Source organism: Streptomyces flavotricini, assembly GCF_020639365.1.
GTDB lineage: Bacteria > Actinomycetota > Actinomycetes > Streptomycetales > Streptomycetaceae > Streptomyces > Streptomyces flavotricini.
Genome location: NZ_JAINUL010000001.1, coordinates 32,689 through 45,078 on the forward strand (window position 1 = coordinate 32,689; position 12,390 = coordinate 45,078).

General features: G+C 70.5%; 11 protein-coding genes. 6 read left to right on the forward strand and 5 right to left on the reverse strand.

Features of this window, described 5'->3' with window-relative positions:
• Positions 1-3: 3 nt before the first annotated feature.
• Together K7B10_RS00120 and K7B10_RS00125 are read right to left on the reverse strand one after the other, a co-directional pair.
• On the reverse strand, positions 4-1,431 hold the full coding sequence (locus tag K7B10_RS00120; RefSeq protein ID WP_229345764.1) for a relaxase family protein: 1,428 nt from the start codon (positions 1,429-1,431) through the stop codon (positions 4-6).
• A complete protein-coding gene (locus K7B10_RS00125) occupies positions 1,428-1,772 on the reverse strand; it encodes a hypothetical protein (protein ID WP_229345765.1) in 345 nt (114 codons plus the stop codon). Before K7B10_RS00125 ends, K7B10_RS00120 begins: the two co-directional genes overlap by 4 nt.
• A gap of 558 nt (positions 1,773-2,330) precedes the next feature.
• On the opposite strand from K7B10_RS00125, the gene K7B10_RS00130 reads away from it, so the two are divergent.
• Together K7B10_RS00130 and fxsT are read left to right on the forward strand one after the other, a co-directional pair.
• Entirely contained in the window at positions 2,331-4,427 is a 2,097-nt protein-coding gene (locus K7B10_RS00130) for an ATP-dependent nuclease (protein WP_229333908.1), read from the forward strand.
• A 406-nt stretch (positions 4,428-4,833) separates the two neighbouring features.
• On the forward strand, positions 4,834-7,275 hold the full coding sequence (gene fxsT, locus K7B10_RS00135) for an FxSxx-COOH system tetratricopeptide repeat protein (protein ID WP_229333909.1): 2,442 nt from the start codon (positions 4,834-4,836) through the stop codon (positions 7,273-7,275).
• A gap of 413 nt (positions 7,276-7,688) precedes the next feature.
• On the opposite strand, the gene K7B10_RS00140 is transcribed toward fxsT, so the two are convergent.
• The gene (locus K7B10_RS00140; protein ID WP_229333910.1) at positions 7,689-8,150 is read right to left on the reverse strand and encodes a lamin tail domain-containing protein; all 462 of its coding nucleotides are present in this window, start codon (positions 8,148-8,150) and stop codon (positions 7,689-7,691) included.
• A gap of 565 nt (positions 8,151-8,715) precedes the next feature.
• Between K7B10_RS00140 and K7B10_RS00145 the strand changes: the two genes are divergently transcribed.
• Positions 8,716-9,303, forward strand: a complete 588-nt coding sequence (locus K7B10_RS00145; protein ID WP_229333911.1) for a hypothetical protein — start codon at positions 8,716-8,718, stop codon at positions 9,301-9,303.
• Positions 9,304-9,483: 180 nt separating this feature from the next.
• Here the strand turns inward: K7B10_RS00145 and K7B10_RS00150 are convergent, their stop codons facing one another.
• On the reverse strand, positions 9,484-10,293 hold the full coding sequence (locus tag K7B10_RS00150; protein WP_229333912.1) for a protein kinase family protein: 810 nt from the start codon (positions 10,291-10,293) through the stop codon (positions 9,484-9,486).
• A 319-nt stretch (positions 10,294-10,612) separates the two neighbouring features.
• Between K7B10_RS00150 and K7B10_RS00155 the strand changes: the two genes are divergently transcribed.
• Both K7B10_RS00155 and K7B10_RS00160 read left to right on the forward strand, forming a co-directional pair.
• A complete protein-coding gene (locus K7B10_RS00155; protein ID WP_229333913.1) occupies positions 10,613-10,846 on the forward strand; it encodes a hypothetical protein in 234 nt (77 codons plus the stop codon).
• Positions 10,847-10,937: 91 nt separating this feature from the next.
• On the forward strand, positions 10,938-11,645 hold the full coding sequence (locus tag K7B10_RS00160) for an HNH endonuclease family protein (protein WP_229344657.1): 708 nt from the start codon (positions 10,938-10,940) through the stop codon (positions 11,643-11,645).
• Between the two features lie 53 nt (positions 11,646-11,698).
• On the opposite strand, the gene K7B10_RS00165 is transcribed toward K7B10_RS00160, so the two are convergent.
• Entirely contained in the window at positions 11,699-11,968 is a 270-nt protein-coding gene (locus K7B10_RS00165) for a hypothetical protein (RefSeq protein ID WP_229333914.1), read from the reverse strand.
• A gap of 250 nt (positions 11,969-12,218) precedes the next feature.
• Between K7B10_RS00165 and K7B10_RS00170 the strand changes: the two genes are divergently transcribed.
• A complete protein-coding gene (locus K7B10_RS00170; protein WP_229333915.1) occupies positions 12,219-12,359 on the forward strand; it encodes a transposase in 141 nt (46 codons plus the stop codon).
• Positions 12,360-12,390 lie beyond the last annotated feature (31 nt).

Here is a 12,390-nt window from a genome sequence, read left to right on the forward strand (position 1 = left end):
GGGTCAGCGTGTACGGGACGGGCCCGGACGGCCGGGGTCGGGGCGCGGGCGGACCGGTACACCGGTAACGGGCGCAGCCCCGGGCAGGCCACGGCCCGCAGTGCGCACCACCCGACTGGTACGCGGCTTCGCCGTCGGGGGCCGGTTGCCGGTCAGGCCGGCTGCTTCCCGCAGCAGGACGGCCGCCTCCGAGGCGGCTTTCGCCTGCGCGCGGAAGGCCTGCGCGCGGTGCCAGGAGGCTGCGGCCTCCACCGCCTCCACAAGGGCGAGCAGCAGGGTGAGGACGACCGCGGCGCCGTCCCCGCGTGCCGCGCGCGGCGCCCGCTCCAAAGCCCTGGTCGAGGCGCGCCAGCCGGCACGGGCGCGGCCTTCGAGACAGCGGGCGCCGGGGGCGCGGGCGGCCTGCTCGAAAGCATCGGCCGCCGCCTGGACGCGGGTACGGACGAGGGCCGGGGCATGAGCGGCGGCCACGGCCAGGAGGTCGCCGAGCGCGGCGACATCGCCCGCCCCCTCGTCCTGCCCGGCGCGGCCGAGGAGTTCGGCGGCTTCGCGGATCCGGTGCTCGGCGAGTGCCCAGTCCGCGTCGGTGACGAGCGGGGTGAAGCGTTCCCGGACGCGCGGCAGGGACAGGTCATAGGCGAGGGTGGAGCCCGCGAACCAGACGGGCCGGCTGCCACGGTCGGCGCGGTCCCCGGGCAGCGCGACCGAGTACCCGACGAGCGTCCCGTCGTCGCCCAGCCGTTCACGCACGCGGACTCCGGCGTCGCGGAGCCGGTCGAGGAAGTCGGTGTCGCCGTGCGCGAGCGCGGCCGCGGTACGGACGGTGCGCTGCAGGGACTCCCGGGCGGTCTCGGCCAGGCCGCGCCGGGCGGCTTTCTCGGCCTCCCCGGTGACGGGGCGGCGGCGTGCGGTCCGGTCGAGGGGGGACATCGGAGTGAGGCCCCAGCGGGCTTCGAAGTTCCGGGCGGCGGTGTGCATCGCGGGAATGTCGCCGCGCACACGGGGGTGCCGGCCGTCCTGCCGGGCGAGGGTCGCCGCGATGTGGATGTGGTCCTCCGCGTGCCGGACCGCGACCCACCGGCAGGCCTGCTCGTCGCCGTGTTCCGCGATGCCCGCGGCGTGCACCATGGCGGCGGCGACCTCCGCCCACTCGGCGTCCGACAAGCGGCGGTCGCCGGGGGCGTTGCGGACCGAGACGTGCCACACGTGCTCGGCGGGCTTCGAGCCGCGCAGCGCTTCCACGGGGGCGTCCAGGAGCAGCGCCAGATCGGCCAGCGTCATGCGCCCGGGGGTGCGGGCCGGGCACGGCAGATCCGGGTCCCATGCGGCGACGAGGTGGGGGTCGGTGTGCTCGTCGCGCTCGCCCGGACCGAAGAGGTAGGCCAGCAGATCGGCGGTGGTCGAACCCGTCTCCGCCTTCTTCGGCATCACGACCGCGGGCGCCTCTCCCGCATCACCCGGGCCGTCGCCGTATCGACCCGGGCCACTGCCGCCAACGCCGCTTCCACCACGGCGGCAGCCGTCTCCGGAAGGCCGGCCACCGGCGGGTCGGCGGTCGTCAGCGAGCGGAGCGCCGTGACGGTCTCCCGCAAGTGAACCCGGGCCTGGACCAGCTCCCGCAGCACATCGGCGGCGTCCCGGGAGACCGGCACCAGCACATGCTGCGCGACCGCCATCACCTGCCGTCCCGCCCACGACGCGGGTGACATCCCCTCCCGCTGCGCGGCCAGCCGTACGACCTCCAGCTCCGCGTCGTTGAACGACAGATTCACCCGCCGTCCGCGTGGTGCGGACGACAGCCGCTCACGCCGTCGGCCCCCGCCGACAGGGCCCTCAATACCCATCGCGATCCGCTCCCGGATAACACCCCTTCCGGCCCGCCGAATACGCCGGGCCCTTCGGGGTCAGTCAACCCGTACTGTTCCAGTACGTACTAACTGGCTGCCAATTTCTAATGCCTGAAAAATGGTTGCAGAACCGTGCGCCCGCGAGCCGGGAAAACCGTCACGCCGACACCCGACACCCGACACCCCCCCCAGCGACCCCCCGACGCCCACCCACGCGAACCCGCACCCCCACCCCGCCACAACCACCACCCCACCCCCACACCCCCGGGCGCCACCCCCACCCCACACCACCCCCCAAACACCCCCACACACCCCCACCCCCGGACCACAAAGAAGCGACGAGCACCCCACGGTTGAAGCTCAGCTCGTTGGGTCACCGAGCAGGCAGGACGAAAACTCCGACGCCAGCATGGGCTGATCGATACGCTTCGTAGATCACTGACGTCGCTCCTGGAGCGATGTGCACATCGTGTTGGGGGCACCATGGCGATCACCTTCGCTGTCACCGAGATCATGCTCAATACGGGCCTCATAGTGGAGCCGCCGCAGGACGGGATGACGCTCTTCATCGGCTCCAACAACAGCGGCAAGTCGCTCTTGCTCCGTGAGCTCGACGCGCAGGTTGAGCTTCCCGGCACGACAGCCGGCAGGACCACGCGGTGGATCCGGCAAGCCCTTCCGCGGCACAGCGGGAGCAGCGCGGAGTTCATGGCCTGGCTGGATGAGCGCGGCTACCGGACCTGGACCCCCAGCACGGCTGAGCACTACGCCTCTCCCAACGGGGACGCGCTACTCAAGGACTCTGTCCCTCATCGCTGGACGTCCTTCGCTCTCCCTGAGCTCACCCCCTTTCTCAAGCAGACGCTGTGGGCCGACGAGCGGCTGCAGGTCGAAGCGGAGGTGGACCATTGGGACCCTTTGCTGCCGTCCCGGTCCAAGCTCCAGTACCTGTACGAGGACCGCGAAGCCGAGTCGCGTTTCGCGGAATTGGTGCATCAGGCGTTCGGCTATCAAGTCTGTGTAGATCGGTACGACGAGCGGATCAAGCTCCGCGTTGGCCGGCCTCACCCCGACCTCCGGGACGCCCTCCCGGGGGCAGCACGAGAGGTCGCCGCGGCGTACCGGAGTCTGCCTTTGGTGTCGGCGCAGGGCGACGGCTTCCGCAGCTTCGTGCAGATCCTGCTCCAGGTGATGGTGCGGCCCGCTCCGCTGGTCATCATCGACGAGCCTGAGGCGTTTCTGCATCCGCCGCAGGCCCGCCTTCTCGGCCGTCTTCTGGCCGGGATCCGGGGGCAGACGCAGCTGTTCGTCGCGACGCACAGTGCCGACTTCCTCGCCGGAGTCCTCGAAGCGGAGCAGGCCCGTCCGGTGTCGATCGTCCGCCTCGATCGGTCGTCGGGAACCCCTGCCGCCAGGCTCTTGAACCCGGATGCCGTGCAGGGCCTGCTGCGCACGCCTCTGCTGCGGTACTCGAACCTGTCCTCGGGCCTGTTCTACGACCGGGTCGTGCTCTGCGAAGCCGCCGGTGACTGCGAGTTCTACGCCGCGTCCTTCGACGTCACCAAGGCTGCTGGGACCGCACACGACAACACCCTGTTCCTCCACACCAGTGGCAAGGCGCCCCTGGCTGACACGGCCCGGCGGCTACGGCAGTGCGGTATCCCCACCGCGGTCATCGCCGACTTCGACTACCTCCGGGACAGTCTCGACCGAGCCGTCACCAGCCTCGACGGCGTCACCGAACACCTGGACGCGGACCTCAAATGCCTCCGAGAGCATGCGGCCGGATCCCGGAGCGCGGCCTCCGCAGGCGGCTTCAAGACCGAGATGGACGCGCTCTTGAAGGGCATCAAGGCCAGTGACCCGCTACCGGAGCGGATACTCGGTGAGCTCACCAAGCTGGCCAAAGGCGGGACCCGGTGGGGTGAGCTCAAGAAGTCCGGCCTGGGGGGCCTTCAGGGCGATCCGTACAACGCTGCGGAGCGGCTTCTGCGGGCGGCCGCCGACTTCGGCGTATTCGTGGTGCCCTGCGGTGAGCTGGAATCCTGGGTACGTCAGGTCCCCCGAGGCGACAAGGCGCTCTGGTCTCAGAAAGTGTTCGAGGATGGGTGGTACGCAAAGCCGACAGACGAGCTGAAAGCCTTCTGCAGCAGCATCCGCGCGTACCTCAGGGACGGAGCGGCGGACTATACCCGTGCCGCAGCGCAGGCCCTCCAGGTGAGCTCCCGCCTCGACCGCAGGCACGCTGTCGTCACCAACAGCAGTAGCGATCCCCTCACGGAAGTACGGGTCATCCGCGCTACCTACACCTACGACAGCCGTCATCACATCCAACCGCTCTGGGGCACGACCGACACCAAGACCTGCCAGGCCCTCTCGTCAGGAGCCGAGTTCTCTGTACCTCTCACGCTGCTGACCGACGGTTATGGCAACGAAGGGTTCCTCCCGTGTGACTCCACGGACCAGGCGCTGACGGTCCACTTCCGCGACCGTGTCGGCCTGTGGTGGGAACGCATCGGCGACAAGCCTCCCGTTCGACTGCTCTCCGGCCCTTCCGAACCCGACCCCGAGCCGCAGTAGCAAGAGCCGCCGGTCTCCCACACGCTGCGGACGCAGGGGACCGAGCCCGCCGGCCGCACATGTGGCGCGGCAGTGCGCGTCACCTGACCGGGAACGGGCATGGCGGCACACCCGCACCGCGCCCCGGTGGGGCCAAAGGTAATCCGCACCGCCGGGCACCCCGTCCGCGGCCGACCGACTGCGGGCATCACAGCCGCTGCGTGGTCCACGGCGACATCCTGAGCGTGCGCGGTTCTCCGCGCTCGGCGGGGGTGCAGGAGTGTTCCGTCGCTCGGTTGCGGATGTTCGCAGTGGGGCCTGGTGGGTACTTCCCCACGCAGATGAGGCGAAGGGGGATCTGGGGATGCCGATGCGGGTGGGGCAGAGAGGCGTGCGGGCAGGTGCGTGGGTTTCGGGGGCTGGTGCGGTGGCGTGGGGCGTGGTGGCGCTGGTCACCAACTACGTCACCGCGGAAGTACCTGGCTGGGCCAAGATCCCGTGGCTGGTGTGGAGCGTGCTCGCGATCCTGGTCGTAGTCGCGGTCGGTCTCGGGCTGTGGAACCGTCACCTCGACGCCGGCGCAGGATCGGCGGCGGGTCCCGCACGGCTGGCCCCCGTGGACCGGGTAGTCGCCGCGGCCGCCGCGGGATCACTGGCCGCGCCCCGGCTCCGTACCGCACTGCGCGGCCGGGACGCCGAGCTAGCCGCTCTCAGGCGGCTGCTGGACCGCCCACGGGAACGGTTCGCGGTGGTGTGCGGGACCGGGGGGATCGGCAAGACCACCCTCGCCACCGCCCTGGCCGAACACGCCAAAGACAAAGGGCAGGCGGTGTTCTGGGTGACCTGGCGCGGCCGCGCACAATTCGGCGAGGACATGCTCAGGGTCGCGGTCGCCTGCGGCCTGCCCGAGGAAACGATGGAGGCTGCCCGGACCGGTCGGGTGCCGCTGGCGGACGTGGTGTGGGGACAGCTGTCAGAGCGGGGGAAGTGGCTGCTGGTCCTGGACAACCTCGACGACCCCGAAAACCTAGGACCGCAAGGGTCAGGACCGCTCGCGGACTACCGTGGCTGGGTCCGGCCGGGCGGGGGCGGGCTGCTGCTCGTTACCAGCCGCGACACCCGCGCCCACACCTGGGGCCCCGACGCTGACCTCACCCGCCTCGAACCCCTCAACGAGCAGCCCGGCGCGGACCTGCTCCTCGATCTCGCCCCCAGCGCAGGCGACCGGCCGGATGCCGAACTGCTCGCGGCGCGCCTAGGCGGTCTGCCTCTCGCTCTACAGGCCGCAGGACGCTACCTCGCCGCCCCCGGAAGCCGATACCGCACCTTCGCCACCTACACGACGGCCCTCGACATCGAACTGGGCAGTCTCCTCGCCGCCCCACACCCGGAATCCTCCGACCCGGACGTCGCACGCACGGTCGTGCGGCATACCTGGGAATTGTCCCTCGACCAGCTCGCGCACGACGGCAACGATCTCGCCAGCCCCGTCCTGCACCTCCTGGCTCTCATGGCACCGGCTCCCGTCCCCCTGGCCTTCCTCACTCCAGAGCTCGTCCACGAGGCCACCGGGGGGCCGGCCGACCCTGTACGCATCGAAGCCGCGATCAACGGACTGCACGCCTACGGACTCCTCCAGACCCCCACCACCGACCCCACCGGCACCACCCCCGCGCAGATCAACCTCCACCCCCTCATCCGCGAAATCACCGCACACACCCGCACCAGCGAAAGCCCCAACCCCACCCCCTGGTACGACGCCCTCACCCACCAACTCGCACGTTCCGTTCAAGCGGCCGAAGCGGCCGGAACCGCCGGATGGCCTGTGGCCGTACTCCTCGTCCCTCACGCGCTGGCCTTCGCGGCCCGGCGAGACGGCGGCGACACCGTCATCCAAACGGTGTGCCAGCTCGCTGACCTCCAGAGGGCCGCTGGCCAGGCCACGAACGCACTTGCCCTCACCGAGATCGGGCTGGAACAGATCGAGTCCCGTTTCGGCGTTGATCACCCAGTTTCGCTGACCAGCCGTAACAACCTCGGGGTCGCCCTTTTCGACCTCGGGCGACACCAGGAAGCCGCCGACCTTCACACCACCACGCTCGCCACACGCGAACGCGTTCTCCACTCGGACGACCCCGACATCCTCCAAAGCCGCAGCAATCTCGCCGTCGCCCTACACGCCCTCGGGCGATACCAGGAAGCCGCCGACCTTTACACCAGCACGCTCGCCGCACGCGAACGCGTTCTCGGCCCCGATCACCCCGACACCCTCACCAGCAGTAACAACGTCGCTGGCAGCCTGCATAGCCTCCGAAGACACCAGGAAGCCGCCGACCTCCACACCGCCACGCTCGCCACACGCGAACGCGTTCTCGGCCCCGACCACCCTGACACCCTCACCAGCAGCAGCAACCTCGCCTACGCCCTCAACGCCCTCGGGCGACACCAGGAAGCCGCCGACCTCAACGCCAGCACGCTCGCCGCGCGCGAACGCACTCTCGGCTCCAACCACCCCGACACCCTCACCAGCGGCAACAACCTCGCCTGCACCCTCAACGCCCTTGGGCGACACCAGGAAGCCGCTGACCTCCACACCGCTACCCTGGCCACTCTCCAGCGCGTCGCCGGGCCCCACCACCCCCGCACCCTCAGTAGTCGCAACGACCTTGCCGAGGCCCTTCTTGGCCTCGGGCGACACCAAATGGCCATCGACCTCCACACCGCCACGTTCGTCGCACGCGAACGCGTCCTCGGCCCCGACCACCCCGACACTCTCACCAGCCGCAACAACCTCGCCGCCGCGCAGCAATGCCTGCAGGCCGGGACACAGCGAGGCCGCAGGTGGAGGGTGCGTCGCGTTCGCCCGTGAACTGTCGTCGGGCGGCCGCTCGGAGGCGGCCTCGCACCACGGCAGAACCGACTGACGGCAGAGCCGGTTGCCGTCGGCGTGGACGATGAAAGCCGGTTCCAGGACTAGCGAGCGGCGACCGGGCTGGCCGGTGAGCCCGCCCACACGTCGGTCGTACCCGCTGTCACGGTCAGGCCGTACCCGTCGACGCTCGGCCGGCCGAGCTCCTCCCACCCCCGGTAGGCGGCGGTGACTTCACCCCACAGCCGTCGGGAACCGGCCTGAGCGACCGCGAAGTCAGCACGCGGTGCGGCCGTCGTAGTCGACCGTCGCCCAGGATCCGATGGCGGCAGACCGGCGCGCCTCCCCTCCTGCGGCAGCGGTGCGGGCCGTCGCCCGGTAGAGGGCGACGGCCCGTGCGCGCGTGGTGGGTGTCAGCGTCGGCGGCCCCAGGACTCGGTGTCGACCGTGCGGCCGCGGTCGTCACGCAGGGTGGCGGTGTCGCCGTTGTTGCCCCAGATGTACTCGCGGCTGTTCTGGAACAGGTCGGTGCGGGTGTTGTGGCCGGTGCCGGTGTGGATACGGATCGTGGCGCGCCCGTTGATGCGGACGTTGTCGAACCGGTAGCGGTTGCCGTCCGCATCGCGCAGCGTCCAGCCGCGCAGGTTGATCGCGTCGCGGGTGGTGTTAGTGATCTCCACCCACTCGTTGTTCAGGGAGCGGTTGGAGTGGTCGTCGCGTCCGGGGCTGTCGGCCTGGACCCGGCTGATCTCCACCCGCGGACGCTGCTGGTGGTGACCGTCCTGGGCGGCGGCCGGCAGCGCGGCCGCGCCAACGACGGCTCCGGCGGCCAGAACGGTGGCGGCGATACGGCGCACGGAAGAGGCAGAAGACATGGGTGGCGCTCCCTCAAGAACAGCACTCCACCAGCCGAAACAAGCCGGTGAAGGCTTCTGTCGTGGTCGGCCCGGATGAGCCGAGGGCCACACTCTCGACCCGGCACGCCCTGCGCCGCAGCCCCCGCCCAATACCGGTTACCGGACACGGACATATCCGTCACACTCACCTGCACACCACATACATCCTGACCGGGCGTGCCCCTGCCATTTGGTGGCCGATACACCCACCGGCCCCGCGAACCGGACACCGGGGTCAGCGCGCTCCGGCGCACCACCGGGCGCACTCCTCCACCCGCTCACCCGGCCGGACCAGTTGACCGGGTAACAGCCGTTCTTCAGAGTTTTTCGCACATTGGTCCGTTCTTCGTGCGCGCGTCGTTTCCTGCGGCGGGTCGATGCCCCGGCCAGCACGTCAGCGTCCGCCAGGGCTGCGGGCTGCCAAGGGGACAGGTCCCGTACCGCTTTCGGTAGATCCCGGTACGCGCACGCCCGGGGCGCGGCACCCTGAACGCGTGGAGCGGCCGGTGTGCCGACTCGATCAAGGCATGGGGAGGGGTTGGTCGTGGTGGACAGGGTGCTGAAGGCGCTGGGGGCCGCGCATCAGGGGGCGGTGGGGGTGCTGCTGGCCGACGGCAGTGAGCCGGGCCCGGTCTACTTCGACGTGGGCAGCGGCCCGAACGTGCCCTCGTCAACGGAGTGGCACGCCTACGACGGCCGACGAGGGCGGCCCCGGGCCGCGCTGCTGCGGGGCAGTTGCTCGTGCGGCTGGCGCGGCGCGGCCGAGTACCCCCTCGACTGGACCACCCTCGCCGACGACGAGCCGCTATACGAGGCGGACGTCGACCTGTCCGGGCCGATCGGCGACTACGAGGCCCACGTATCGGTGGTCCGGGACGCAGCCGTCCCACTCCCCGCAGAGCTGACCGGTCTGCTCACCGAGCTCGTCCGGCAACTCGATGTCCTCGCTGTCGAGGAACCGCTGGCGGTGTTGAAAGCGCTCGCCGACCTGCGGTATGTCATCGCCCAGACCGGCCAAGAGGCCGCGTACGAACTCGCCGCCCTCGACGTGCCGCTCAAGGACGTGGCGACCGCACTCGGCACGAGCGAAACCGCCGCCCGCACCTACCTCAACGACTACCTCCACCCCTGACCCGGTGGCGGGCCTCCAGCCACGACCAGTCCTCGTGACGGTAGCGGGTGCCGAACGTCTCGTCGGAGTACAGCGGAAGGCGGTGCTCGCGCGCGCAGCCGCCGGGCCGGAGCCGCGCTGCCACCGGAACAGCCATGTGTTCGGCAGGCAGAGCGCCGGGGGCCCGGGGGCGTCAGGTTGTCAGCGCCAGTGCGCGGCCCATGCGCGGGCGGCCGTGATCGTCTCGTCGAGCTCGGTCATTCCGTGCTCGCGCCAGTCCTCCCAGGAGCGGGCCTCCGCCTCCGCCAGAACCCGTACTCCCTCGCGGGGAGCCTGGGCGAACGCGGGGATGGTGCGGGCCCAGCGTGCTGCGTCCTCGATGCTCTGCTTGCCGTCGAGGACGAGGCGGAAATCCCAGAGTGCGGCGTCGATCCATGCGGGGCCGCGCATGGCCCATGCCCAGTCGATCATCCATACCCGGCCGCTGCGCTCGACCATGAAGTTGGTGGCGGCCGGATCCGAATGCACCAGCCGGTCCCCCGTCAGGAGGCCTTCCTGGGCGGGCTCGCAGTACTCGCCCCACCGGTCCCACGGGGTCAGCCGCACGCCGTCAGGCGCGGGCAGCAGACTCAGTTCGCGCAGGGCTGCGGCGACCGGCTCCAGATGGTCACCGTCCTCGCCGAAGTACGCCCATGCGGAGGCGTGGGCGCCCTCGAAGCAGAGCAGCAGCCACCCGCCGGCCTCCTCCTGCCACAGCATCCTGGGGGCGATCGCGGGCACGAAAGGGGCAACGGCTGCTTCGGCCCGCAACTCACCGATCCGCGGGTGGTCCAGGGGGAGACCTTTGACGAACACCATCTCCGGGCCCGACTCCGGCCAGAACAGCGACGCGAGCGCGGAACTGGTCCCCGACTCCACCTCCGCCCGCGGGCAGTCCTCCCCCACCCGGGCCGCGATCGCCTGCCGGGTATCGTCAGGAAGCTCCTCGAACGGAAGCCGGTCAACGCGCATGACCAGTCAGCCTCCCGGCCGGGGCTGCTGCGGATTGTTCGGCGGGAACGGCGGGTTCTTGTCCGGACGGGTCGGCGGATCCGTCGACGGACGCCCCGGCGGCGGCTTCGACGTCGGCCCGGGAGACGACGGACGCCGATCAAGCACAGGAACGGTCATGGCGGCGAAACTACCGGCCGTCGGATCGCCGCCACCCGGCAATGGGCGAGATTGGCGCTATCGCGCCGCCACCCCGCCCACCGGGGACCCTTGGGGGCTCGATGGTGTGATCCTCCCGCAGAGGCGAGAACCACGGCCAGCCGCAGGGGGTTCCTGGGGTATGAGCGACGAGAGCGTGATCACGATCGAGATCCGGGGCCAGGAGAAGGCCGCACTCAAAGCCGCGCAACGAATCTCGGCCCTGTTCCTGTCGTCCGGTCCTTGCCGGTTGCGCCGTACCCCCGGTGAGGACGAGGTACAACTGCTCGTGCACGCGGACGTCAGCCGGGAACCGGGCGAAGGCGGTTACCTCGACCCTGACGAAGCTGAAGGAGCAGGCGCGTTTCTTCGGTGAATCCGGCCGTCCGCACGGGTGAGTTGTCTCCAGGGAGCCTGTCGGGGTGGGTGTCGGGCCCGCTACACCGGCCATTGTGATCAAGAACCTGATGCTGCGCGGCCTGCCCGCGCTCGCCCTCTGCACCCTGCCCCTGTTCACCGCGGCTCCGGCCGCGCACTCCGCACCCACCGTTACGGCGGCACCCGCGGCCGCCTTGACCGGTGGCCCGGCCGGGCTGCGGGCTCCGCTGCCGCTGTTCGAGGCCATCGATCGCCTGCCCGTCGCCGTCGAGCACCGCGAGGGCTACAAGCGGGACCTGTACAAGCACTGGAACAAGGGCCTCAACGCCGGAGACGGCTGCGACACCCGCAAGGAAGTCATCCTCGCCGAAGCCGTCGTCGCGCCGCAGGTCGCGGCCGGCTGCAAGCTGACCGGCGGCTCCTGGCGCAGCGCCTACGACAACGTCGTGGTCACGGACGCGGCCCGGCTCGATGTGGACCACTTCGTGCCGTTGGCGGAGGTGTACGACTCCGAGCAGGTGCCGTGGTCGGCGGCCCGCCGGGAGGCGTACGCGAACGACCAGGCTTCCCCCGACACGCTGATCGCGGTGTCCGCAGCCTCGAACCGGTCCAAGGCGGACAAGGATCCGGCGGAATGGCTGCCGTCGGACGGCTCCTACCACTGCACGTACGCCGCGACCTGGGTCGGAACCAAGCTGCGCTGGGACCTGGCCGTCGACGAGAACGAACGACAAGCCCTCCTCGGCCTCGCCGAGGACTGCCCCACCACCACCGTCGTCTACGAACCCGCACCCTGAATCCCGGTCGGCCGGCTGCGGTCGTTGAAGGCCACGGTCTTCACCGACCGCAGTCAGGCGTCCGGGTCGAGGCGTGCTTGGCGGGCGGCATGGCGCCGGACCTCCTCGGACACCGGGATCCGGGGCGTGGCCGGGCTGCGGGTGAGGACCAGGCCGTCCATCACCGTCCGGTAGGCCGTGACGAGCACGATCAGCAGACTCGTGCAGAGCAGGAGCTGTGAGGTGCGGCCGTATTCATATGTTCCGGCGACCCAGCCGGCGACCGCCACGAGCACGGCGAGCAGGAATCCGTCCACCGCGATGCGTTCACGACGGCTCAGCATTTCCAGATCCTTCCGACGTGTCCCGCGGGCCGGTCAGAGCCTGCCACCAGCCGCGACGGCCCATGCGAACCTTGAGGGTGACCTGCTGAAAGTGTGTCCGGCCAGCCTCGACCGAGAGCTCGCGTGCGTCCAGGGACCGGCCCGGCTGCCTTTGACGCGTCGTCGGCACCGGGCGCCTGTTGCGTCCCCCACCCCGGCCCGGCTAGGCCGTGTTTCAGAAAGTGATCCGGCTTGATGCCAGGTTGCTGGAATGGGGCGTGGGGATCTGTCTGATGACCAGTGGGCCGTGTTGGAGCCGTTGTTGCCGGTTGCTGGCGTGGGACGTCCCGCGAGGTCGCGCCGGAGGCTGGTAGACGGAATCCGGTGGCGGGTACGGACGGGAGCTCCGTGACGGGACGTTCCGCCTGAGTACGGACCCTGGC

Coding starts and splice junctions, on each gene's coding strand:
- K7B10_RS00130 (WP_229333908.1), top strand. CDS start 2,331: ATGGCGATCACCTTCGCTGTCACCGAGATCATGCTCAATACGGGCCTC.
- K7B10_RS00140 (WP_229333910.1), bottom strand. CDS start 8,150: ATGTCTTCTGCCTCTTCCGTGCGCCGTATCGCCGCCACCGTTCTGGCC.
- K7B10_RS00150 (WP_229333912.1), bottom strand. CDS start 10,293: ATGCGCGTTGACCGGCTTCCGTTCGAGGAGCTTCCTGACGATACCCGG.
- K7B10_RS00155 (WP_229333913.1), top strand. CDS start 10,613: ATGAGCGACGAGAGCGTGATCACGATCGAGATCCGGGGCCAGGAGAAG.
- K7B10_RS00160 (WP_229344657.1), top strand. CDS start 10,938: ATGCTGCGCGGCCTGCCCGCGCTCGCCCTCTGCACCCTGCCCCTGTTC.
- K7B10_RS00165 (WP_229333914.1), bottom strand. CDS start 11,968: ATGCTGAGCCGTCGTGAACGCATCGCGGTGGACGGATTCCTGCTCGCC.
- K7B10_RS00170 (WP_229333915.1), top strand. CDS start 12,219: ATGGGGCGTGGGGATCTGTCTGATGACCAGTGGGCCGTGTTGGAGCCG.